The organism is Polaromonas sp. P1_E3, from assembly GCF_056405935.1.
This window is the reverse complement of sequence record NZ_JBFUBD010000032.1, coordinates 1-24123: the sequence shown is the minus strand read 5'-3', so window position 1 is coordinate 24123 and position 24123 is coordinate 1. Positions and strand designations below refer to the sequence as shown.

The window sequence follows — 24123 nt, the reverse complement described above, 5'->3', positions numbered from 1 at the left end:
CGACTGCTGCGCTGTCTGGCACCGCATCCGGTTTGTCATCCATGGCTGTCAATCCTCACGAAAGCCAGCCTGTCGATGCTGTTTCTGCTTGAAGCGCGCCCAGCGCGGCGCAATAGCTGAGCAAAGTATCTCGACATACACAGGACTCGGCCACGCAGGCAGCGTCAATCTTCTACCCCCCGCGGCTACGCCTCCACGCGCACCACGACCTTGCCGGAGTGCCGGCCTTGCAGCAGGTCTGACAAGGCCGCGGGCGCTTTCAGCAGGCCCTCTACAACGTGCTCCGATGCCTTGACCTGTCCACTATTGATCCATTCACTCATTTCGCTGCGGAACGCGTCAAAGCGCGCGCCATAGTGGTCAAGGATGATGAAGCCCTGCACCCGCACCCGCTTTTGCAAGATGGCGGCCAGGAGCTGCGGCAGCTGGTTGGGACCTATTAAATTTTCCGTGTCGTTGTAATGTGCGACAAAGCCGCACACCGGCATACGCGCGCCCATATTGAGCAGGGGAAGCACGGCCAGCAACACGTCCCCGCCGACGTTTTCGAAGTACACGTCAATGCCGTCCGGGCATGCGACAGCAAGCCGTTCCCGCAATGGGGACGCGTGCCTGTCGACGCACGCATCAAAGCCAAGATCTTCAACGGCCTGCCGGCACTTGTCGGCACCGCCAGCAATACCCACGACGCGGGCGCCCTTGAGTTTCGCGATCTGCCCGACCATGGCGCCCACCGCGCCGGTCGCTGCTGCAACTACAACAGTTTCACCAGCCTTTGGCTGGCCGATGTCCAGCAGGCCGACGTGCGCTGTGAAGCCCGGCATCCCGAGCGCACCCAACGCGAGGGATGGACGGGCCATGTCGCCGAGGGACTGCAGGTCACTGCCGTCGCTGACGGAATAGTCCTGCCAGCCGGTGTTGGCGAGCACAAGGTCACCCGTGCGATATTGGGGATGCCTGGATTCGACAACACGGCTGACTGTGCCGCCCGGCATGATGCCGCCCAGCGAAACAGGAGGCGCGTACCCCGGACCGACTTTGTCCATCAGGTTGCGCATGTACGGGTCCAGCGAGAGGAACTGCGTTTTCAGGAGCACCTGGCCTTCGCCCGCGTGTGGCGCGGGCTCGGTCACAAGATGGAAGTCAGAAGCAACGGGCAGGCCGCGCGGGTGCGCCGCCAGGGTAATGCGCCGATTGATGCCGGGGTCTGGTTTCAGATTTGCCATCATTGCCCGCCTCATTCAGTCACGGTGGGAAGGGCCGTGCCGCCACGCCAGCAGGCCGCCCAGCGCCACCGCCACCATGGCGAATGCAGGGGCGCCAAGCGCGCCCGTCCGGTCAACCATGAGGCCGCCCGCGATGGCGCCAGTGGCAATGGCGATCTGGAACGCCGCCACCAGCAAGCCGCCCGCGGCCTCTGCCTGGTCGGGTGCGGCGCGAACGATCCAGGTCTGGAAGCCAACCGGGAATGCGCCGAACGCGAACCCCCATAGCGTCACCGCCACAGCGGTGACCGCGGTGGAACTACCCCCCATCAACAGTGCAGCCGCCAACAGGGCGATCATCCCGCTGCCGGCAACAATCGCGTACCGTTCACTGCGCCCTGCCAGCCAGCCCCCTGCAAAGTTCCCGAAGAAGCCGCCGATGCCGTAGCCCAGCAGCACAGCGGAAATTGCCGACACCGACAGCTTCGTCACGTCTTCAAGCACGGGCCGGATGTAGGTGAATCCCGCGAAGTGGCCGGATATCACGAGCAGCACAGCCAGCAGCGCAACGCGTACCGGCCCTCGCGTGAGCAGATCGCGCAGACCCTTCAGGCTGGCTTTGTCACGCGGCGGCAGTGCCGGCAACGCGACCAGCTGCACAACGAAAGCCAGCAAGCCGACGGCACCTGCCGCGACAAAAGCGCTGCGCCATCCCCACACATTGCCCATCCAGGCCCCGACGGGCGCCGCGCAGACGGTGGCAATGGACACACCGGTCAAAACGAGCGACATGGCGCGCGGGAAAAGCCGTTCCGGCACCAGCCGCATGGCCAGCGCCGCCGCCATCGACCAGAACCCACCGAGCGCGATGCCGAGCACCACGCGTGCGACCAGCAGTACCGCGAGCGAGGCGGCTGTTGCCGCCAGCAGGTTGGATACGAACAGAAGGGCTGTAAGCGTCAGCAGCACCCGCTTGCGATCGAAGCGCGCCGTCAGCAAGGGGATGGTCGGCGCGGCCACCGCACCGACAAGCGCAGTGGCCGTAACGGCCTGGCCCGCAGCGCCCGCGGTGACGTGCAGGTCGGCCGCCATGGCAGTCAGCAGGCTGGCCGGCAGGAATTCCKCCGTGACCAGGCCGAACACGCCAAGGGAAAGTGAAGCCACCGCCGTCCAGAGCGCGGCGGCTTCGCCAGGTGAATCGTTACCAGGGACGCCGGCGGCCAGCGGATCGAGGCAGGCAGAGCAAGAAATAGATGACATGAAATGTGAAGCCTTGTTGAAGACAGGGTTGCCAGCTTAGGCCTAGCATCGGCACATTTCCATGGCGAAAGAGCCGAAATGCTTGACAATTCCTCCAGAACGTTCACGCCCGTCGTCCAGACGCCCCTTGAAGACGCAGGCCTGCCTGCCGCAGGGCCCGATCCCCTCACCAAGATCCTCCTGGGCCTGCGCCTGGACGGTGTCGAATACGGCCGGTGCCTGATGCATGCGCCATGGGCGATTTCCTTTGATGCGCAAGCTGGCGCACGTTTTCATTTTGTCGCCAGCGGAAATGGCTGGATACACACGCAGCAATCCGGGTGGATGGAACTGAAGGCAGGTGACGCAGTGCTGCTGCCGCGCGGCACCGCCCACACCGTGGCCAGTTCACCTGATGTACCACCGGTGGCCCTCGCAACCTTCGACCGCGAGCGGGTCGCCGACGACATCTATCTGCTGCGGGACGGAGCGCCCATGGCGCAAGCGCCATCCCATGTCATGTTCTGCGGCACGATGAAGTTCAACCTCGACCCCCTGCACCCGCTACTGGCGATGATGCCGGAGGTGATCCGTGCCGGCGACCTGGCGCAGCGCGACCCCGGCGTGCCCATGCTGCTGGACGCGATGGAGCGCGAAGCCTCGCTTAACCGCATAGGCGCCTGCGGCATCCTGGCGCGCATGGCCGACGTGCTCGCCGCGAGCATCATCCGCGCCTGGGTGGAATGCGCCTGCAGCAACTCGACAGGCTGGATCGCAGCGCTGCGCTCGCCGGGCGTGGGCAAGGTGCTTGCCGCCATTCACGCGACGCCGGAGCAGGACTGGAGCGTGCCGGAACTGGCGAACATCATGGGCGCATCGCGATCACGCTTTGCCCAGGCATTCAAGGATTCGGTGGGCGAGAGCCCGGCCAGGTACGTAGCCCGTATCCGCATGTTCCAGGCCCGCAACTGGATCGCGCAGGACGGCATGCGTGTCACCACGGCCGCCGACAAGCTGGGTTACGACTCCGAGGCCTCTTTCAGCCGGGCATTCAAGCGCGTCATAGGCCATGCGCCCAGCAAGGCCCGAAGCTCCGTGTGACGTTGCCATCAATAGCCCGTCAGTTGGTGCTTTGAGCGAGCGCCGGCATGCGCATGCCTTCATCCACAATCGTTAGCGGCAGTTCACCGCCACAGTTGCCGCGGCCCGCCAGCGGAGTACACGCAGTAAGCTGCCTGAACTCAGGCACTGGCAGCGGTATTTGCGCTTTTGCCTGCTGGTAGGGTGTGGCGGGCGCCCCACCCGCCTGACCAGGCAGCAGTCCTGCCGTGATCAGCAAGCTGCCGGGCGTGTAGTTGATCGTGTAATTGCCATTGGCTGCCAGCAAACCCTGGTTGATCGCGTAATTGCCGGGCTGCTCGCCCGCCACGCGCTGCAGCGCACCGCTCAGTACAGAGGCCGCGCTGTCGCCGGCCGCAAACGGCCCGGTGCGGTAAGTGAGCAAAGGGTCGGGCGTATAGACCTGTTTGGCCTGGTTATCGGCAATCACCGACAGTGACGCTGGCGTAATGGCGCCGCTGTTGTTCGCGGCATAGCTGACGCTGTAGTTATTGCCGCCATTACCGTCGTTCATTACCAGTCCGGCGGCGGTCAGTGTCTTGCCGCTTCCGGCATTTTTGTTGTCGAAAGTTTGCGTGGCGGCGCTGGCAACTGTGTCGTACAGCGCGCCGGTGATGACAGGCGCCGCCGCCGACACAGTGGTGCCGTCGTAGACGCGGCTGTCGGCCTGCGCAGTCACGGTCAGCGCGGCCGGGGTGATGCTGGCCGTAGCCGCCGCCTGACCGGTGACGGTGTAGTTTCCAACATCCGCGCCGCTGTAGCTGCTGCTGAGGGCGACGACTTTCCCGCTGCCCACATGCTTGTCCGCGAAAGCACCTGTGGCAGTGACCGCCAGATCGTCGTTGGTGATCAGGCCGGCGTAGCTTGCACCTGCCACGTTGACGGTGGCGGTCGTGCCACCGTCGTACACCTTGTCGGCAGCCGTGATGCCGCTGACGGTCAATGCTTTCGGTGTGATGTTCGCCGTCGTCGCAGCCTGGCCGGTGATGGTGTAGTTGCCGACATCGGCGCCTGTGTAGCTGCTGGCCAGAGTCACGGTTTTGCCGTTGCCTACGTTTTTGTTGCCGAAGCTGCCATTGGCAGTGACCGCGAGATCGTCGTTGGTGATCAGGCCGACGTAGCTTGCGCCAGCCACGTTGACGGTGGCGGTGTTGTTGCCGTCATAGACCTTGTCACTGGCCGTGATGCCGCTGACCGTCAAGGCCTTGGGTGTGATGTTGGCGGTGGTGGTGGCCTGGTCCGTGATGGTGTAGTTACCGACGTCGGCACCGGTGTAGCTGCTGGCCAGCGTCACCGTTTTGCCGTTGCCTACGTTTTTGTTGCCGAAGCTGCCATTGGCAGCTACCGCGAGATCGTCGTTGGTGATCAGGCCAACGTAGCTTGCACCAGCCACGTTGACGGTGGCGGTGTTGTTGCCGTCATAGACCTTGTCGCTGGCCGTGATGCCGCTGACCGTCAGCGCCTTGGGCGTGATGTCGGCCACCAGCCCAGCCGGATTGCTGACGCTGTAGTTGCCGGCATCGGCGCCCCCCAGCAGGCCGGTACCGTTCAAGGTCACCGTCTTTGCATTGCCCACCATCTTGTCGACGAAACTGCCGGTGACACCACCCAGGTTCAGCGTTACGTCTTCAAGGCCGATCACGCCTGACAGCGCCGCCACACCGGTGTTCAGCGTAGCGGTGGTATTGCCGTCGTACACCTTGTTGTCCGCAGTAAGGCCGCTGACCGTCAAAGCCTTGGGCGTGATGCTGGCGACCACTGCCGTCGGGCTGCCCACGGTGTAGTTGCCCGCATCGGTGCCAGACAACAAGCCCACGCCGCTGACTGCGACCGCCTTGCTGTTGCCTACATTCTTGTCGGCAAAGCTGCCGGTAGCGCTGATTAAATTGATGGAAACGTTGTCGCTGCCCAGCACGCCAGACAGCGCGGCCGCGCCGGTATTCAAAGCGGCGGTGGTGTTGCCGTCGTAGACCTTGTCGCTCGCCGTCACGCCGCTTACGGTGAGCGCGGCCGGGGTGATAGTCAGCAGGCCGCCCACAATGTCCAGCCCCTGCTGGTCGGAAAACGCGGTGTAGGTGCCGACGTTGCGGCCACTGGCGGCAGTGCCGGTGCGCGTGCCCGAGGGCGCCACAGCGCTGCCCGACTGCGACGCCGCGCTGTAAACCGTGTTCACATTGGACACGTTTTGCGCCACCAAAAAGTTGCGCAGCAGCGGGCTGGTCATGCCTTCGTAGATGCGCCAAACGGTGGACGTGCCGCCTGTGGCACCCACGTCCCATCCGGCAAAGGTGGCCTGCTGGCGCATCTGCGCGGTCGTGCGGCCGGTGCCGGCAGCGCTGGTAGCCTGCCCCGTGGTGGCGGTGTCCCAGTAGCTGTTGGTGACCGTGCCGGAGGCCGAGCCGGCCAGCCCGCCCAGGGCGCTGGTGCCGCTGACGGCGCCGGTGGCGTAGGTCTTGTCCACCGTGCCGGCCACCACATCACCGATCAAGCCGCCGACCTGGCTGCCACCGCTCACGCTGCCGCTCGCATAGGCGTCGCTGAGCGCGCCGCTGTTGCTGCCGATCAGGCCGCCCACCGCGGTGCCGGTGCCGGTGACGGCCCCCGACGCGTAGGCGCCACGAATCACGCTGGCAGCGTCGGTGACCCCGACCAGGCCGCCCACGCCGCCGGCGCCGACCACCTCTCCCGTGGCATAGACGTTCGAGGTGGGAACACCCCCGGTGTTGACGCTATGCCCTATCAGGCCGCCCACCCGGCTGCCGGCACCCTCCACCCGTCCGGTGGCGTAGGCATTGCTGAGCGTCGCCTCAGCCGATCCGATCAGGCCGCCGACATCACTGTTGCCCGTGTCGGTCGCCCGCACGGAGCCTTCGGCGTGCACGTTGCTGATGACGCCCATGGTTTGCCCGAGCAGTCCGCCGACGTTCGTGAGGCCTTGCACGTTGCCGGTCGCCACCGCGTTGGAAAGCTGTGCGTCGGCGTTGCCGATCAGGCCCCCGACCGACCTGCGGCCCGTGACGTTGCCGGTGGCCCGGACGTCGGAGACTGTGCCGCCGGCGTACCCCGCCAGGCCGCCGACGTTCGCGCCGGAGACGAGGCTGTCGCCCGCGACCGCGCCGGTCGACCTCGACCGCGTCAGCGAGGTCCCTTCGAAGTTGCCGACCAGGCCGCCAACAAATGAATAGCCGCTCACGTCACCCGTCGCTTCCCCCTGGTCGATCGTCCCGCCGGCGACCCGCCCCACCAGGCCGCCGACGTTCGCGCCGGCATTGCCCACGGCGTTGCCTGTGTTGGTGACGGAGCCGGTGGCGGTGACGTTTCTGAGGTCGGCTCCCGTCGATCTGCCGATCAGCCCGCCGCTGTACTGCCGCTGGCTGGTGACGTTCGCGGTGGCGCGGGCGTTCTGGATGGTGCCGCCGCTGTGGTCGCCGATCAGTCCGCCGGTGTAATTGCCGGGTCCCTGCACGGTCACGGCGTCGGAGCGCGCGTCCGTCACCGCACCGGTGTTGCGTCCCACCAGGCCGCCCGTGTAGTCGCCGGTGGCGCTCACGTTGCCGGTCGCATAGACATTCGACAGCGCGCCAGTACTGTGCCCGACCAGCCCGCCGACGTACTGCGTGACGCCGGTGAGTCCCGTGGCCGTGACGGAGCCGGTGGCATACGAATTGGTGATGTCCCCCGAGTAGTTCTGGCCGACGAGGCCGCCAACCCCGGTATAGGTGGTGGTCGCGCCGCCGTCGGCCACCACCGCTCCGGTCGCGCTCGCCTGGGAGATGTTGCCGAAATTCCAGCCCACGAGGCCACCCACGTTGCGGGCCGCTCCGTTCACGCCCTGGCCGCCGAGCCTGCCGATGCCGTTGACGGTGCCGCTGGCGCTGACGTTGGTCAGGGTGGTACCCGCGGTGAGCGCGTCGGCGTTGCCGTTCGCGCCCAGCAGCCCGCCCACGTGGGCGCGGCCCGTGACCGCGCCCGAAGCCCGCGCATTCTGCACGGTGGCGCCGCCGCTGAGGCGGCCCACCAGCCCGCCCACATAGTCGTAGTTGTTGCCCCCGTTGACCGCGCCGGAGGCCGACACGTCACGCAGCGTGGCCCCGTTGATGGCCTCGCCCACCAGGCCGCCAATCACCATGTCACCGCTGCTGGTCATGTTGATGGCCACCTGGGCGTGCGCATCCTGCAAGGTTCCGCCATTCATGTAGCCCACCAGTCCACCGACGCTCGACCCGGGACCTGCCAGCGTGCCTGAGGCACGCAGGTTGTGCAGCGTGGCATTGTTGGCGTCGCTGGCCAGTGCGCCTGCACCCGTAAAAGCATTGCCCGTCACGTTGACGAGGTCCAGGTTCCTGACCGTTCCGCCGATCACCGAGAACATGCCCGTCATGCTCGTCGGCACCCAGAGCTTCAGGTTGCTGATGGCGTGGCCCAGGCCGTCCATCACGCCGCCCAGACCCGTCAGCGGCGAAGCACCCTTGTTGCCGTTCCAGCCCGCGGTGGCGCTGGCGTCGATATCCGCGCCCAGCGCGTAGCGCAGGCCGCCGTCGAGGTTGATGGACTGCAGCCCGTCGGTGGAGCCTTCGGTGCCGAGGGTGTTGATGACGATGTAGCCCTCACCATTGATCGTCAAAAATCCCGTTCCTGCGCGGTCGAAATTCACGCGGCCGGCGAAGCCTGTCACCGGGTCCACCGGCACCTTGACCTTGCCGCCTGCCACGCCCGCATCGGCGCCGTTGGCGGTACCGGTGTTCATCACCAGCGCCGAGCTGCCGGTGGCATCCATCACCGCGCGGATGTTGATGTCGCGCGCGGCAGTCAGCGTGAGTGTGTTGGCGTTCCAGTTCACGTTGTCGTTGACGTGGATGTCGCCGTTGCCCGCCGCGTTGCTGCCGCTGCTAGACAAGATAGTGACGTCGCTGCTCGCAAGATTGGCAGACAGCGTGGCGCCGCTGATGTCGCCGCCGCTGGCGGCGATGGTGAAGTCGGCGGGGTCGATCAACCAGGTGCCGGTTTTGCCTTGCGCAGCGCGCGTGCTCACGTGTGTGCCTTCGGCCACCTTGACATGCGCGCCCGAGGTGTCGATAAAGCCTCCGTCGCCGCCGGTGGGCGCGGAAGCGTCCAGCGTGCCGCCCACCTGTACCGTGCCGCCGTTGAAGCCGCCCAGCAGCTTAATGACGCCGCCGCGGTTTTCGAGCGTGCGCGCCTGAATAACGCCGGTGTTATTGACCACGGTGCCGGCCAGCGCATCGGCGGCTTTGGCGGTGAGCAAGGCGGTGCCGCCGTCTGCCTGTATCAGCCCGCCGTTGTGCGCCAGCGCGTTGACCGCGCCTTCATCCACCGCGAGCTTGAGCAGGCCGTCTCCTGCGAAGTCAAGCGTGACCTGCTTGCCGGCGGCCAGCGCCACCGTGCCGAGATTGGCCACCAGCGTGCCGGTGTTGCTGACCTGGCCGCCAATCAGCGCGATGCTGCCGCCGTCGGCCGCGCGTATCGTGCCCTCATTGCGYACGCTGCCGCCGCCACTGCCGTTGGCACGCAGCACATACCGCCCAGCCATGAAGTCGGTATCGCTCATGCCCAGCGTCGAGGCCACCAACCCACCGACGCTGACCTGCGCGCTTTGGCCAAACAACACGCCGTTCGGGTTGAGCAAAAACACCTGGCCATTCGCATTGAGCCGGCCCAGGATCTGGCTGGCCTCGGTGCCCAGCACCCGGTTCAGCGCGATGGCGCTGGCGCCGGGCTGCACGAAGTTGACGGTTTCGTTGCCGGCGATGCCGAAGCTCTGCCAGTTGATGGCGAGTTTGGGTGTGGTCTGGGTAATGGTGGTGGTGGTGCCACTTTGCGTAATGCCACCCTGACCCGCGCTGACCTGGCCACCCGTGGGAGCGGCCAGTGCCTGCGCCGCTGCCAGGCCGGCGGCAAGGGCCAACGCGCGGAGCTTGCGTTCACGCTTGCCCAGGCTGCGTTTGCCCTTGCCGCTGGCCGTTTCGGCCACGGCTTCAAAGCAGGCACCGGCTTCGTTCCAGATGACGCGGTAAGTGTGATTCATGGCGGTTTTTCCTTCGGTTGATAATCAAATCGGGCTACAGCCCTTTCAGGACGTGCGCAAGCTGCTATCAAATATGTAGCGTGAAACAGGCGGTGCGTTAGTCACTCAAAAACTCCTGGACACCTGCAGCCACAGCCGGCTACTGCGATCCGGCTCGGCGGTGGCCGGGCCGCCATGCAGCTTGCGTGCGTAAAAGAAGCGTGCGCTCCAGCCGTCGGCATGCACCCAGTTCAGGCCCAGGCCGGCACCCGACAGGCTTCGCCGGTTTGACGCGCCAACGCCGGGCAACGGCTGCTCATTGCCGTAGCCAACGGCCGCGTCGTAAAAGCCGACCAGCTGCCAGCCAGCGCCCAGCGGGTATTGCAGTTCCAGCGTCAGCAGGCTGGCGCGGTCTGACGGTGCTTCTCCCTGCGGATAAGCGCGCACAGCGCCGGCGCCGCCAAGCGGCAGCTTTTCGGACGAATCCAGGTTCTTGCTGGGCCACTGGCCGGTATAGGAGACCAGCAAGTTGGCCCTGCCAACGCTTTGTTGGCGCATAGCCAGCAGGCCCAGCTTGCCGAAGCTGCCGGCGCTGCGCACGGTAGCCTCGTCGATGGCCAATGCGTCGGCACTGTTAATGGCCAGCTGGCCGCGCGTATAAGTGGCCGAAAACCCCCAGACGCCACCGCCACCCCAGCCGTCGCGTGCGTCACCGGAAAGGCCAAGATTGAGCAGGTTCAGATGCTTGTCATCGGCCGAGCCGACGAGGTCGATGCGGTCACGCAGGCGCTTGTGCTCGGCACTGACTTGCGCGTTCAGGTTGTGCAGGCGTGAGCGCAGCACCGGGTGCGCGGCGAACAGGGTGGCGACAGAGGCGTCGCCATGTGCCTCCAGGTTTGCAAACTCCCCGCCCAGGCGGTACCTCATCACCGAGACGGCAGCGCCCGCGCGCGTGCCGTTACCGCCCACCGGTAACTGCCACCCCAGGCGCGCATAGTTCATATCGCTCCCGGCGGTCAATGCGCGCAGGGACACCAGGTCGCCCAGGCCGGCCGGGTTGTTGAAGTACAGGCTGGCGCCTGCCCGTTCGCGGCCGGTGGCGCGGCTGCCGAAATTGTCGGCCTCCAGCAAGCCAGTGACAGCCGGCCCCCGCTCAACGTCCACCACCAATTCGCTGGTGCCCACCGACGCGCCGGGCTGCAGGGTCGATCGCACCGCGATGCCGGGCACGTCGGCTGCCAGCAGCAGCGAACGCTCCAGCGCTGCGTCGTTCACCAGTTCGCCCGACACCAACGCGGCCAGCGGCAGCGGCGCGGGCAATTCGCCCTGAGGCTTCACGGTGATGGCGCTGTAACGGCCCTCCACGACGGCGATTTCCACCACACCGTTCTGGATGTCCTGCTGGGGCAGGTAGGCGCGCGCCACCGTATAGCCGTGCTGGCGATAGAAGCGGCTCAGGCGCACTGCCAGTTCTTCGAGCCCGGCGAAGTCAAGCTCACGCCCGATGGCATCCTGCACCACCGTCAGCAGCTCTGCTTCAGAAAAAGCGGTCGCACCTGAAATGTGTATCTGCGCCACCCGCACCCGGATTGCAGCATCCCCCGGTGATGCCTGTGGCATCGGGGATGCCGCGGCCGGTGCTGCAGGCAACACAGCCGGTGCGTCTTCGCGGGGCACGGGAGCCGCAGGCCTGAGTTGCTGCAGCACATTGCCGGCATCGGGAGGGCTGGCCGCCGCCGCAGGCTCCAGCCCGGCCAGGCACGCGGCACCGCACAACAGCGCAGCGGCGCGGCGCACGGGCCAGGAAGAGGCGTAGACGCCCTGACGCAGCGGCAGCGAAGTGCCTGTCGTTGATCGGGTAGTGGTTTGCATGCCGCGTATGGTGTCGGGCCGGGAAGGCCATCGCCTCCCCTGATTCGGGGAGACGGTCCGAATTTTTTTTTGGTCAAATAGGCGCACCCACTAAGATTCACGGCGGGCTCCGCCAGCCCACCAACAACTGAAGGAATCAAGCGCACCCATGTCCATCCTGACCGTGACCCTGGTGGAAGACGACACACCTATTCGCGAGGAATTCGCGCGCATGGTGCGTGAAGATGTTGGCCTCAAGCTGCTGGAGGCGGTAGGCTCCTGCGCGGAGGCACGGCGCAGTTTTTCATTTGCACAGCCGGACGTTGCACTGATCGACCTGGGCCTGCCCGACGGCGATGGCACAGAACTCATCGCCGACCTGGCCCGCCGCTCGCGCCACACCAGCATCCTGGTGGTGACTATCTTCGGTGACGAGGCCCATGTGGTGCGCGCCCTGCAGGCGGGCGCCCATGGCTACCTGCTCAAAGACACGCCGACCGCCGAATTCGGCCGCGCGATCCGCGCGGTGAGCGAAGGCGCAGCCCCGCTTTCGCCGCAGGTGGCGCGCTATCTCCTGCGCAGCTTCGCCGCACCTCGGACAGAGGCGCAGCGCTGGCTGATGGAGCCGCTGACGCCTCGCGAAAAAGATGTGCTGACGGCCGTCTCGCAGGGTCTTTCGGTGCCCGAAACAGCGCGGCACCTCGACGTCGCGCCGTCCACGGTGGCCGCCCATATCAAGAGCATTTACGGCAAGCTGGCCGTGCACTCGCGCGTCGAAGCCGTGAACCAGGCGCGCGCCAGGGGACTGATCTGAATGCGATTGCAGGCCACACGGGCTGCGCTATGCGCCTGCGCCTCGCTGCTGATGCTGGCGGCGCCGTCCTGGAGCGCCACGGCGGCCACCCTGGAACAGGCGGTGGTCGTCACTGAAGACGCGGGGCGCCCCACCGAAGTCGATTTCAGCAAGGCTTCGTCCGTCACGCTGCCCGACAACTGGCGCCGCAGCCGCCCTGGCTTTGACGGCGTCGCCTGGTATTCGATCCCTCTCGATGGCCCCTTGAGGGCGGCCGGCGCCACGGGACCCGAGCACGAACTCGTCCTGGTCGTGCCGCGCGTGGCGGACATCGGCGAGTTCTGGCTCAACGGCGAACGGCTGGACCTGGGCACGGGCAACGGCTTTACCCGCAACCGCGCGCTGTGGGTGCCCCTGGGAGGCCACATGCTCAAGCCCTCGGGCAACCTGCTGCAGGTGCGCGTCAGCGGCAGCGCCGACACCCGCGGCGGGCTTTCACGCATGAGCCTGGGGACTACGGCAGCCGTGGGGCCGGCCTTCCAGGTGCGGCGTTTCCTGCAAACCATCGCCCCCACGATGTTGATGTTCGCGGTTCCGATCTGCCTGTTCGGCGCCATTCCCCTGTGGTTCAAGACCCGCCGCTACATCCACCTGCTGTTCGTGTTGCTGTGCCTGAGCTGGATGCCGCGGGCGGTGGTGATGCTCACGCCTGAAGCCGGGCCGCCCGGCCCTGAATCCCTGCTGTTCGCGCTGGTCAGCACCCTTGTGTCCAACACGCTCATGATCATGCTGCTGCTGGAATACAGCCACTGGACCAGCCCGCCCTGGAAGCGCTACCTCAAAGTACTCTACGGCGTCATCGCGCTGTCCTTCACAGCCGGCGTTGTGGCCTATCTGCAGGGCAACATGCGGCCCAACGTCGTGGCCGTGCTGCACTGCCCGTATTTCGCCCTGACCATCGCCGTGGTGCTGGCCCAGGTTCACAGGGCCTGGCGCACACGCCGGCGCAACGAAGTGTTCCTGGCCGTGACGCTGGTCCTCTGGTGGGCCGCTGTGCTGCAGGACCTGGCCATTCCCGCCGACCTGAACGCCTTCGACAGCTTCTTCATGGCCCCGGTGGCCGCACTGCTGGTGCTGGCCACCCTGGTCGCGCGTACGCTCGAGGGCCTGGCGCTGCACAGGGCCAGCGCCGAAGAAGAGATCAACCTTGCCGTCGCCGGCGTCAGCACCGCCCACGGCCAGGCCCTGGAAGAAATGCGCGCAGAATTCGACCGCCGCAAGGCCGAGGAACGCCAGGCCGTGATCGCCGCCGAGCGTACCCGGCTGCTGCACGACCTGCACGACGGCATGGGCAGCCAGCTGATCACCGCGCTACGAATGACCCGCCGCGACGAGGTTCCGCGCGAAGAGGTCGCGCGCGTGATCGAGGACTCCCTGGAAGACATGCGGCTCATCATCGATTCCCTGGACCTTGAGGAAAGCGACCTGCTGCCCCTACTGGCCAACCTGCGTTACCGGCTGGAGCCACGCCTCAACGCCATCGGGGTTGGTTTGCAGTGGCAAGTGGGGCCGCTTCCTGAGATGGACTACCTGACACCCGAGACGGGCCTTTCCATCCTGCGCACGCTCCAGGAGGCCATCAACAATGCAGTGCGCCATGGCGCGGCCAAAACCATCACCGTCAGCGCGCGCGACACCGCCAGCACCCTGGAGCTGTCCGTCACAGATGACGGCTGCGGCTTCGACACGCACGCCGTCCCCGCGCCCGGCAAGACCCAACGCGGCCTGGCCGCGATGCGAATGCGCGCACAAAAACTGGCGGGCCAGGTCCGCATTTCCAGTGGCACACATGGAACCTGCGTGACGCTGGAGCTTCCGTTAAGACGTTGAGACGGCACCCTTCAACCGCATACACAAAACTTTGGTACGAAGCTTGAGCCGCTCTCTTCTTACGACACTCTTGTGGGCTGCGAGTCCGGCGCCTTGACCGACGCGAGCACGCGGTCGACCATCACGCCTGCCTGGCCCAGGTTATTCATCGGATCGCAGAACGAGGCCAGCCGCTCCCGTGTCACGTGCTTCTTGATTTCGGGATGCTCCGCCAGCAAATCGATCAGTGGGCGCTTTTGCTGGAGCGCGTCGCGGCAGATGTCGTAGACAAGGTCATGAGCGTATTCACGCCCGATGTAGGGGCCCAGGCCCATCATCACGGCCTCCGACATCACGAGGCCGTGGGTCATGTCGATGTTGCGGCGCATCTGCGCGGCATCGACTTCCAGACCCGCGAGGATGAACTTCGTCTGCTTGAGCGCGCCCGAGATCAGGCAGAAAATCTCGGGCATCGCCACCCATTCGATTTCCCACGGTCCGGTGGAGCGTTCATGGTCGGCGACCATCGCGTCCATCAGCGACGCGGCCAGCTGGCGTACCACGGAGATGTTGGCATGGATGTAGAGGCAGGAGATCGGGTTGCGCTTTTGCGGCATGGTTGACGAGGAGCCGCGCCCTGGCGCGAAAGGCTCAAACACTTCGGCGACCTCGGTCTGCATCAACAGCTTCACATCCATCGCGATCTTTCCGAGCGATCCACCGACGATGCCGAGGAAGGCGCCGACTTCGGCGAAGTTGTCGCGCACGGTGTGCCACGAGATCAGCGGCTGCCCGAGCCCGAGTTCCTTCATGAGGCCGGCCTGGGTTTCCATCGCACCTTTTTCGAGTGAGGACAGCGTTCCCGACGCGCCGCCGAACTCGCCGACCAGCACCCGCGGCTTGAGCTGCGTGAGGCGCTCGCGGTGGCGTTCGATGCCTGCAAGGATGCTGGCCATCTTGTAGCCGAAGGTGATGGGCGTCGCCTGCTGCAGGTTGCTGCGGCCGATGATCGGCGTGTCGCGGTGGGTGCGCGCCAGTTTGGCGAGCGAGGCCGAGATGTCCGCAAGATCGGCCTCGACCAGCGCGAGGCCCTCGCGAATCTGCAGCACGGCGGCGGTGTCGGTGATGTCCTGCGTGGTGGCGCCCCAATGGCAGTATTCGCCCAGGCCGTCCTTGCAATGGGCATTGATCTGGTTGACCACGGCGATGATGGGGTAGCCGATCTGCTCGGTCTTGGCCTTGAGCTTGGCCCAATCGATCTGGTCGGGATCACAGTTCTTCACGATCTCTTCAGCAGCCTCTTTGGGAATGATGCCGAGGTTGCCCTGGACCTTGGCGAGCGCGCGCTCGATGTCCAGGTATTTAGCGGTGCGGTTCTCGTCCGACCAGACATGCCGCATGGCGGCATCGCTGAACATGTCGCCGAAAATTTTTGAGTCGATGATGGTTGCGGACATAAGTGCTCCCTTGGGTTGGTGTCTTGTGAAAATCAGGAAGTGCGTGCGGCCAGGGCCACAATGCGCTCGGCTTTGAGAACCACCGGGCGATCAACCATCTTCCCGTCGAGCTGGATGGCGCCGCCACCGGCTGCGCGCGAGGCATTCAGGATGCGCTGTGCCCAGGCTTGTTCGTCAGCACCGGGCCGCAATGCGTGATGCACCGGGGCAACCTGCGCGGGATGAATACACATCTTGGCGCCAAAGCCGAGGCTGCGTGCCTGCGTCATGTCGGCGGCAACGCGATCCGCATCAATGTCTGGCGTGACGCCAGCTACGGGCGAGGGCAAACCCGCGGCACGTGAGGCAATGGCAAGCTGGATCGCGGCGTGCTGCAACGCCGGGCTGTCGACGGGAATGTCAAGGTCGGCCATGTAGTCGAGCGAGCCGAAGGCCAGGCGTGCGATGCCCGGTGCGGTGGCAAGGTCGAAGGTGGCCAGCAGGCCACGCGCGGTTTCGACCAGCGGCAATACGGTGGTACCCGCATCGAGGGAAGCGAGAAGGTCGGCAAGCTGCCGCCTGTTTTCGCATTTTGGAAGCATGACGCAGACGGCCCGCACCTGCCGCAGGAGCTGTAGATCGTCCTTGTACCAGCCCGTGCTCGCGTCATTGATACGGATCAACAGCTTGCCGCGAATCTCCTCGTTGGCGGAGGGCATCCACGCTGCGATGGCTTCGCGCGCGGTCGCCTTGTCAGAAGGCGAGACCGCATCTTCCAGGTCGATGATGACGCGGTCCGCACCCGAGGCCAACGCTTTCGCGAATCGCTCGGGCCGGTGGCCGGGCACGAACAGGTAGCTCTGTGGCACGGCGGGCGGCATGCTCATACCGCACCTTCCGTGCGCAACTGGGCAATCTGTTCGGCACCGTAGCCAAAGTGGCTCAGGATCGCGTCGGTGTGTTGCCCCAGCGCGGGCACGGCGTCCATGCGCGGGGCGCCGTGTTGCCAGGAACCGGGTGGCAGCATGGCGGGCACGGCGCCCGCCGGTGTGTCGATTTCACGCCAGCGTGCGCGGGCTTCAAGTTGCGGATGTTTCCACAGCTCACTCATGGTATTGACTTGCGCGTTGGCGATGCCGGCGGCTTCCAGCCGCTCGACGACTTGCGCGGCGGTCAGGGTGCTAAAGGCTTCAACGATGATTGACGAGAGTTCGCTCCGGGCGGCGCTGCGCTGTGCGTTGCCGGCAAAACGCGGGTCGCTGGCAAGCGCGGGTTGCAGCAGCACTTTTTCGCAAAACACCTTCCACTCGCGTTCGTTCTGCAGGCCCATCATCACGGTCTTGCCGTCACCGGCCAGGAACGGGCCGTATGGGTAGATGGTCGCGTGGCTGGCACCCGTGCGCTGGGGCGGCGCCGCGCCTTCGAAGGCGTAGTAGAGCGGGTAGCTCATCCACTCCGACAGCGACTCGAGCATCGAGATGTCGATGCGCTGACCCTCACCGGTCTGCCGACGGTGCATGAGCGCGCCCAGGATGTTGGTGTACGCATACATGCCGGCGGCGATGTCGGCGATGGATGGACCGGCCTTGGACGGTGTGTCGGGCGTACCGGTTACCGAGACGAAGCCGGCCTCGCTCTGGATCAGCAGGTCATAGGCTTTTTTGTCGCGGTAAGGGCCGTCGTCGCCATACCCCGAGATGTCGCAGACGATGATGCCGGGCTTGCGCTTGGCCAACGCTTCGTACGACAAGCCGAGCCGTGCTGCAGCGCCCGGCGCGAGGTTTTGCACCACGACGTCGGCTTCTTCAATGATCAGGCGCATGAGGATCTTCTGCGCCTCCTCGTGCTTGACGTCCAGCGTCAGGCTTTCCTTGGAGCGGTTGGTCCAGACGAAATGCGATGCAAGGCCCCGCACGCGACTGTCGTAGGCCCGCGCGAAATCGCCCACTCCTGGGCGCTCAACCTTGATGACCCGCGCACCCATGTCGGCCAGCTGCCGTGTGGCGAAAGGCGCCGCGATGGCGTGTTCGAGCGTGACGACGGTGATTCCCTTGAGTGGTTGCATGGCGTCTCCTCAGCCCAGCGTGGCGGTGGCATCCATCGTGAGCCAGCCTTCGTGGTCACGCCCCCACAGCCTCACGCTTTTGCCGTCGGCTGAAGGCTGCCCGTGGATCGAGAACGGGTTGACGTCGAACGTGGGCCGGACCGCCTTGAACTCGAATTTGCATACCGTGGCCTCGGGCATGTGCCGGCGCAACAGGTCCATGAGCAGCGTGGCGATCAGCGGGCCGTGCACGATAAGACCGGGGTAGCCCTCGACCTCCGTGACGTACTTGCGGTCGTAGTGAATGCGGTGCCCGTTGAACGTGAGGGCCGAATAGCGGAACAGCAGCACGTCGTCGGCGACGAAGCGGCGCACCCACGCGAATTCGGCGGGCGCTGCCTGCGGCGGCGGAGCCACGTCGGCCGGCGTCGGCGCCGCGCGATAGACGATGTTGTGGTGCTCGGTCAACGCCACGCCTGCAGAACCGTTGCGGCGAAGTTCATGGCGCACCTTCACGAAAACCAGGCTGCCGGTGCGGCCGCTCTTTTCCGTCACATCAACGATGGTTGACGTGCGCGCGAGCGCGTCGCCGACACACAGCGGCTCGTGGAACTCGAAATCGCTGCCGGCCCACATGCGGCGCGGCAGCGGAACGGGCGGCAGGAAGCCGCCTCGCCGCGCATGGCCGTCCGGGCCGATCTCCGATTGCGCGTGGATCGGCAGGAAATACAGCCAGTGCCAGAGGTAGGGCAACGGCGTGCCGGGCGCGGGGCGCGAGGTGTCGGCGCGGTCGAGCGTGGCCGACAGCGCTGCGTACGGCGTGGCGGTCGCGGTGTCTTCCACTGTTTCGCTGCGGCCTGTCCAGTCTTGCAAGTTCATGCGCGTACCCTCCTTTCAGTGAAACTTGCGCGGCTCAGTCGAGTTTGATTTTTGCTGCAGCCACAACGCCCTTCCAGCGCGTGACCTCCTTTTGCACCAGGGTTTTGAGTTGCGCAGGCGTGCTGGTTTCAACCTCGGCCCCCTGGTCTTCAATGAATTTCTGTACGGTTTTTTCGGCCAGTACGCGATTGATCTCCTGGTTCAGCCGGTCCACCACCACCTTGGGAGTTTTAGCGGGGGCGAACATGGCGTACCACTGCGACATGCTGACATTGGGAATTCCCTGCTCGGCCAGCGTCGGAACGTCGGGCAAGACGGGAGATCGCTTGTCACCGGCGATGCCGAGCGCCTTGAGCTTGCCGCCCTTGATTTGCGGGTACGCGGTAAACAAGCTGGGAAACATGTATTGCGTGATGCCGGAGATAGTGCTCATCACGGCGGGCGCTGAGCCTTTGTGGGGAATTCCGATCACGTCCACCCCTGCGGACAGCTTGAACAGCTCGCCCGCGATATGCGGTGCGGTGCCATTCCCCGCCGTCGCGAAGCTGAAGCTGTCGGGTTTTGCCTTGATGAGCTGCACCAATTCTTTGGCGGTCTTGGCTGGCACTTCCGGGCTGACGACCAGCACCGTCGGAGATGCCGCCACCATGCCGATGGGTTCAAAATCGGTGACCGGGTCGTAGCGCAGCTTTTGCAAGGCCGGGTTGATGCCGTGGGTAGCGACGTAGCCGAACATCAAGGTGTAGCCGTCCGGCGCGGCGCGGGCCACGAACTCGCTGGCAATCGCGCCGTTCGCCCCGGCCCGGTTGTCGACTATGACCGGTTTGCCGAGCCGGGCGCTGAGTCCCTGGGCCAGGACGCGCGCCATCGCGTCATTGGCGCCGCCGGCGGAGGTCGGCACCACGATGGTGATCGCTTTTTCGGGCCAGTTCTTGGGCGTCGCCGGACTGGTCGCCGCCATGGAGAAACCAGCCGCCAGTGGCAGCAAGCTCAGCATCAGCAAAGTCCGGACGTGGTGTTTCGGCAGCATGGTTTGTCTCCTGTGGATGTTCTGATTGCCGGATCTTCGGCGAATGCGTGGAATCCGTGAAGTGCAACTTTTGTTAGTATTGGTGCATGGCACGCATCAATTTTGATTTACAGCAACTCGAAGCCTTCGTGGCGGTGGCCGAGCGCGGGAGCTTTCGCGCAGCAGCCGACCACATCCATCTTTCGCCACCCGCTTTAAGCCGGCGCATCGACAAGCTCGAGACCATCCTGGGTGCGCGGCTTTTCAACCGCACCACGCGGGAGGTCGAACTGACGGCCCTCGGGCACGTTTTTCTTGATCGCGCACGCGCCGCGCTGGACGACCTCGAGTCCGCCATGCTCGGCATCACCGACATCGCCGGTAGCCGGACCGGCCGGGTCACGGTGGCCTGCGTACCTTCCGCGGCCATCCATTTCCTGCCCACGGTCGTGAGCTCGTTCTCGGAACGCTACCCGCTGATCCGCGTCCGTGTGATTGACGAAGCCGCCGGCGCGGTGATGGCCAGCGTGGTGTCGGGCGAGTCGGACTTCGGCATCAGCTTCATGGGCAACCAGGTGCCCGGCGTGGACTTCGAGCCGATCCACACCGACCCCTTCGTGGTGGCCATGCCGCGCCGCCATGCACTCGCCGGGCGCAAGTCGCTGTCGTGGAAGAACCTGGAAACCGAGCGCCTGATCGCCGTCTCGCGCACCAGCGGAAACCGGCAACTGCTGGACGACGCGCTGGCCAAGGCCGGCATCAACCCCTCATACCGTCTCGAGGTGAGCCACATCGCGACACTGCTCGGCATGGTCGAAGCAGGGCTCGGGCTTGCGGCCGTACCGCGCCTGGCCTTGCCGAAACGGCATCCGTCAATCGTCGGCGTTGCACTCGTCGCGCCGGCGGTATCGCGTGTACTGGGCCTCACCACCTTGCGTGGCACGACGCTGCGCGCACCGGCAAAGATGTTCTACGACTACCTGCACACGGCGCTGAAAGACCGCCGGTAAGGGGAACGGCAAGGATGGAAGGTCAGCCCGCCGGCAGTTCGCCGCGCGTGGTGTTTCCGGTCATCCAGACAAAGAAGTCGAAAGTAGAGCCGGTTCTTGAACTCCGCCGTGAACTGACATAGCCGAGCACGCATTTCAGCGCGCTAGTTCTGAACTCCGCGACCGCCCAAGGTTCGCTGCGCATCGTTTTCGAGCGCGATGGCCTCTTCAAAATGGCGAAGGCCAACGTCATTGAGGACCCGTTTGAAGCTGGCTGCCACCACCGGCTGAAGCGACGCCAGCCTGGCGCCGATTTGTCGGGAAGCCGATTCGAGTTCCTGGTCGGAGACCACTTTCCAGACAAGTCCCCAAGCCATCGCCTGCGCAGGTGAGAACTCTTCGCCCAGGAGCATCAGCGCCTTGGCGCGCGCAACGCCTGCATAGGCAGATAAGGTGGCGGTCAATCCACCCGTCACAAAAACCCCGAGGGAGGACTCCGGCAACTTGAAGCGGGTGCTTTCCCCCGCGATCACAATGTCCGCATTGAGCATCCACTCCAAGCCGGCGCCGACAGTCCAGCCATGCACTGAAGCAATCACCGGCCTGGACAGGGACACGAGCGCCCTGGCGACGGCCTGCACCAATACCAAGTCGTCTTCCGTGGGTGGGCTGCTGACGTCCCTTCCCGCACAGAATGCCCGCCCATTGCCGCGCAGCAGGAGCACCCGGATGGCATCGTCGCGAGATGCCACCGCAATAGCGGCCAGAAGTTCGCGCGCAAGCTCGTTGTCAATGGCATTGAGTTTGCCCGGGCGGTTCAGTGATACGGTCATGATGCCGTCCGCGGACTCGATCAGCAGCTTGGGAGTTGTCATGGTGTGATTCTGAACGACGAAGCCATCATCGAGCGACAAATTTCCTGTCGGTGGTTCCAGTTAGCAGCCAACCCCGTAGGCGCTGGGTGTCGGCCCTCTTGAAGACCCGCAGCTCGCGGCTTGGTCAGGTGGGTGCCCGCGGGGCTGGCCTGCCTCGTCGCCTGCATCGGCTGTGCGGCTTCGGCGCCGAACCAACGCGCCCGGTGACCGCTTAAATGCATCGGGTCTTCAGGTAGCTGGCATTGAAATTCAGGCCATGGCCCACCGTTTGCGCGCCGCCTCCTGCAGGAAATCGATCACGGCGCGCACCCGGGCGGCGCTGCGCGCGCTGGGCAGCGAGACCGCGAACAGGGTGTGCCGCGCACCCGAGGCGAAAGGTGCCAGCACTTCCACCAACCGCCCGCTGGCCACATCCGCCGCAGCCAGAGGACACGACAGCATGCCGATGCCCGCCCCGGTCACCAGTGCGCGATGTACCAGGGCCGAGGAATTGGCAGCGAGCTGCGATCGCACGGTCACTTCCACCGCACGCCCCGACTTGCGGAATGCCCAGGTCACGGCAGGCCCTTGCGCGGTGTGTGTGACCGTCTGGTGCGCGTGCAGGTCCTGCGGAGCGGCAGGATCGCCATGCTGGTGCAAGTACCCGGGCGATGCGTACAGGCGACGTTCAAACGCCCCCAGCTCTCGGGCCACCACTGCATCGCTGCCGCCAACAGTCGTGCGGAGGGCTACGTCTATGCCGTCGGTCACCAGGTCGGCAACGCGATCTTCGGCCACCAGTTCGATGCGCAGCGCGGGGTGCTTTGCGCGCAGCCGCGCCAGATGCGGCAGGACCAGCTCTTCACAAATTTCCTGGCTCGACGCCAGCCGCACCAGGCCGGCGACACGGCCCCGCTGTGTGGACAGCGCGGCGGACATGTCTTCCATGCGGGCCAGCAGTTCGCGGGCTTCCTGTGCCAGTTCCAGGCCTTCCGGCGTGGGCGACAGCCCGTGCGTGGAGCGGCGTATCAGCGTCACACCATACCCGGCTTCAAGGCGATTCACGCCGCGCGTCACCACCGAAACAGCCACATTCAGTTCACGGGCCGCCGCTGAGAAAGAGCGTAGATCGAGCGAGCGCACCAGCCAGCGCAAGTCCGAAGGGTCCGGCAGAAAGTTCGCCATGGTGAATGCCTTTGCGTTTGGAGCAAAACCGATTATGGCGCGCGAGGGTTTCGCCCAAGCCCGGCCCCTCCTAGAGTGGTGGAACCCCTCACTCAAAAAGGAACCCCGCCATGAAATTCGCAGAACTTACCGTGGCCTCGGCAATGCGCCGCGCCGGCCTTGACGCCTGGATTCCGGAAGGCGAAGGCAAGTGGTCCCTTCCCGTGATGTTCCTCCCGGGCGGCGCAGGCTGGGTCGAGCTGATGCGCCTGACGCCGGGCGTGCGGCTGGGCTTGCACCGGCATACCGGAGAAGTCCATGCCCTGAATCTGGCAGGCGAGCGCCGCCTGAACGACGGGCGTGTGGTGCGCGCAGGCGACTACATTTACGAGCCCGCCGGCAACGTGGACTGGTGGGAAGCCACTGGTGATGAAGAACTCCTGGTGCATGTGGTCGTCAAGGGGGAAGTCGAATACCTGGGCCCCCATCACAGCGTGCTGCAGCGCATTGCCACCGCAGACCGCATCGAGGACTACCGGCGGCATTGCGCCGCAGCCGGCGTTCAGCCGCGTGACCTGGTGGGGCTGGCATGAGCGCGCCCCTCGCCACCTCTACCGCATGGCTTGTCCTGCTGGTCGCCGGCCTGCTCGAGGTCGTCTGGGCCATCAGCATGAAAGCCTCAGACGGGTACACGCGGCTTCCGTACACCGTGCTGACCATCATCGCGGCGGGGCTGAGCTTCTGGCTCTTGGGCCTGGCGCTGAAGACGCTTCCCGTCGGCTCGGCCTATGTGGTGTGGACGGGCATCGGCTCTGTCGGCGCCGCCATCCTGGGTATCGCCGTTTTTGGTGAACCCGCCACGCCGGCGAGGCTGGGCTGCATCGCGCTCATCATTCTGGGCATCGTGGGCCTGAAGCTGGCCGGCGGCGAAGCCTGACAGTGATCAAGGCGCTTTTGTCCATGAAGACATGGATCGCACCGCATTTCCGATCACGATGATCCATCAGTCGAACTTGACCAGGTTGGCCTGAGGGCCACGCGGTAGCCGTATCACGTCGTGAGCACTTTCTGCTCACAACGAGTCTGGTCAAAGTTCGATGGAAAACCAGGCAAGATTTCAGCGGTGGATGCAAGCCACGCTTATTACCAGAGAGCTGAATCCCGGATGGAGTCCAAATGTCTGCGCTCCTGGCGCTTTCGAAACTTCAAGATAATGAACGCGAGCACCACCCCGCCTGTTCCGCAGAGAATCAACCCCCACAATCCGACGGGCCTGCCTAGAAGTGCGGAGCTGAAGACGAGCGCAGCAGCAATTGCCGCAAGCGCGCTAATAAGGGGGATGGCTGTTTTACGCACGGTTAGAGATTGATGTTCTGAATCTTCCCACAAGCATACTTGGACGGATTTGCCTTAATCCCGGGAATTTTTACCATCTGGAACCAGCATCAATTGTTCTACAACGAATGGTTTGTTGATAAGGTTGACCATACTCGCCCTCATGAACAGTTGTTGAATTCCATCGAAATCTGATCCACGTTGGCACTACCCTGCTTGCCTTAAAAGCAGGGAGAATTTAGGAGTGACGTATCCCTCGCGACAGTGGGCGACGTTGCCGCTAAAAGAGAAGGCGTTGCGCATGCAACCTGGTTC

At 65.1% G+C, this 24123-nt stretch carries 17 protein-coding genes; 6 read left to right on the top strand and 11 right to left on the bottom strand.

What is annotated here, in order from left to right; all coding sequences use genetic code 11:
• Positions 1-185: 185 nt before the first annotated feature.
• A complete protein-coding gene (locus AC1D0Z_RS07315) occupies positions 186-1226 on the bottom strand; it encodes an NADP-dependent oxidoreductase (RefSeq protein WP_477657583.1) in 1041 nt (346 codons plus the stop codon).
• 15 nt (positions 1227-1241) lie between these two features.
• Complete coding sequence (locus tag AC1D0Z_RS07310; protein ID WP_477657582.1) at positions 1242-2465, bottom strand: MFS transporter; 1224 nt, start codon at positions 2463-2465, stop codon at positions 1242-1244.
• Between the two features lie 78 nt (positions 2466-2543).
• Here AC1D0Z_RS07310 and AC1D0Z_RS07305 point away from each other — a divergent pair, with 78 nt between their 5' ends.
• The gene (locus AC1D0Z_RS07305; protein ID WP_477657581.1) at positions 2544-3545 is read left to right on the top strand and encodes an AraC family transcriptional regulator; all 1002 of its coding nucleotides are present in this window, start codon (positions 2544-2546) and stop codon (positions 3543-3545) included.
• Positions 3546-3564: 19 nt separating this feature from the next.
• Here the strand turns inward: AC1D0Z_RS07305 and AC1D0Z_RS07300 are convergent, their stop codons facing one another.
• Together AC1D0Z_RS07300 and AC1D0Z_RS07295 are read right to left on the bottom strand one after the other, a co-directional pair.
• Complete coding sequence (locus AC1D0Z_RS07300) at positions 3565-9606, bottom strand: YDG domain-containing protein (RefSeq protein ID WP_477657580.1); 6042 nt, start codon at positions 9604-9606, stop codon at positions 3565-3567.
• A 105-nt stretch (positions 9607-9711) separates the two neighbouring features.
• Positions 9712-11457: a ShlB/FhaC/HecB family hemolysin secretion/activation protein gene (locus tag AC1D0Z_RS07295; protein ID WP_477657579.1), complete on the bottom strand. Its 1746-nt coding sequence runs from the start codon at positions 11455-11457 to the stop codon at positions 9712-9714.
• 148 nt (positions 11458-11605) lie between these two features.
• Between AC1D0Z_RS07295 and AC1D0Z_RS07290 the strand changes: the two genes are divergently transcribed.
• Entirely contained in the window at positions 11606-12250 is a 645-nt protein-coding gene (locus AC1D0Z_RS07290) for a response regulator (protein WP_477657578.1), read from the top strand.
• Positions 12251-14119: a sensor histidine kinase gene (locus tag AC1D0Z_RS07285; protein WP_477657577.1), complete on the top strand. Its 1869-nt coding sequence runs from the start codon at positions 12251-12253 to the stop codon at positions 14117-14119.
• Positions 14120-14178: 59 nt separating this feature from the next.
• On the opposite strand, the gene AC1D0Z_RS07280 is transcribed toward AC1D0Z_RS07285, so the two are convergent.
• Genes AC1D0Z_RS07280 through AC1D0Z_RS07260 form a run of 5 tightly spaced genes read right to left on the bottom strand, consistent with a single transcriptional unit; the run spans position 14179 to position 19487 of the window.
• Positions 14179-15555, bottom strand: a complete 1377-nt coding sequence (locus tag AC1D0Z_RS07280) for a class-II fumarase/aspartase family protein (protein ID WP_477657576.1) — start codon at positions 15553-15555, stop codon at positions 14179-14181.
• 32 nt (positions 15556-15587) lie between these two features.
• Positions 15588-16421: an HpcH/HpaI aldolase/citrate lyase family protein gene (locus AC1D0Z_RS07275; protein WP_477657575.1), complete on the bottom strand. Its 834-nt coding sequence runs from the start codon at positions 16419-16421 to the stop codon at positions 15588-15590.
• Positions 16418-17599, bottom strand: coding sequence for a CaiB/BaiF CoA transferase family protein (locus AC1D0Z_RS07270; protein WP_477657574.1), 1182 nt, complete (start codon positions 17597-17599; stop codon positions 16418-16420). The genes AC1D0Z_RS07275 and AC1D0Z_RS07270 overlap by 4 nt, the downstream gene beginning before the upstream one ends.
• 9 nt (positions 17600-17608) lie before the next feature.
• On the bottom strand, positions 17609-18457 hold the full coding sequence (locus AC1D0Z_RS07265) for an HTD2 family dehydratase (RefSeq protein WP_477657573.1): 849 nt from the start codon (positions 18455-18457) through the stop codon (positions 17609-17611).
• Between the two features lie 34 nt (positions 18458-18491).
• Positions 18492-19487 (bottom strand): Bug family tripartite tricarboxylate transporter substrate binding protein, encoded by a 996-nt coding sequence (locus AC1D0Z_RS07260; RefSeq protein WP_477657572.1) that lies wholly within the window; start codon positions 19485-19487, stop codon positions 18492-18494.
• A gap of 86 nt (positions 19488-19573) precedes the next feature.
• Here AC1D0Z_RS07260 and AC1D0Z_RS07255 point away from each other — a divergent pair, with 86 nt between their 5' ends.
• On the top strand, positions 19574-20476 hold the full coding sequence (locus AC1D0Z_RS07255; protein ID WP_477657571.1) for a LysR substrate-binding domain-containing protein: 903 nt from the start codon (positions 19574-19576) through the stop codon (positions 20474-20476).
• A gap of 143 nt (positions 20477-20619) precedes the next feature.
• Here AC1D0Z_RS07255 and AC1D0Z_RS07250 read toward each other — a convergent pair whose 3' ends face one another.
• On the bottom strand, positions 20620-21330 hold the full coding sequence (locus AC1D0Z_RS07250) for an enoyl-CoA hydratase/isomerase family protein (RefSeq protein WP_477657570.1): 711 nt from the start codon (positions 21328-21330) through the stop codon (positions 20620-20622).
• Positions 21331-21579: 249 nt separating this feature from the next.
• On the bottom strand, positions 21580-22494 hold the full coding sequence (locus AC1D0Z_RS07245; RefSeq protein WP_477657569.1) for a LysR family transcriptional regulator: 915 nt from the start codon (positions 22492-22494) through the stop codon (positions 21580-21582).
• A 110-nt stretch (positions 22495-22604) separates the two neighbouring features.
• On the opposite strand from AC1D0Z_RS07245, the gene AC1D0Z_RS07240 reads away from it, so the two are divergent.
• Both AC1D0Z_RS07240 and AC1D0Z_RS07235 read left to right on the top strand, forming a co-directional pair.
• Entirely contained in the window at positions 22605-23066 is a 462-nt protein-coding gene (locus AC1D0Z_RS07240; protein WP_477657568.1) for a cupin domain-containing protein, read from the top strand.
• Entirely contained in the window at positions 23063-23410 is a 348-nt protein-coding gene (locus tag AC1D0Z_RS07235) for a DMT family transporter (protein ID WP_477657567.1), read from the top strand. Before AC1D0Z_RS07240 ends, AC1D0Z_RS07235 begins: the two co-directional genes overlap by 4 nt.
• Positions 23411-24123 lie beyond the last annotated feature (713 nt).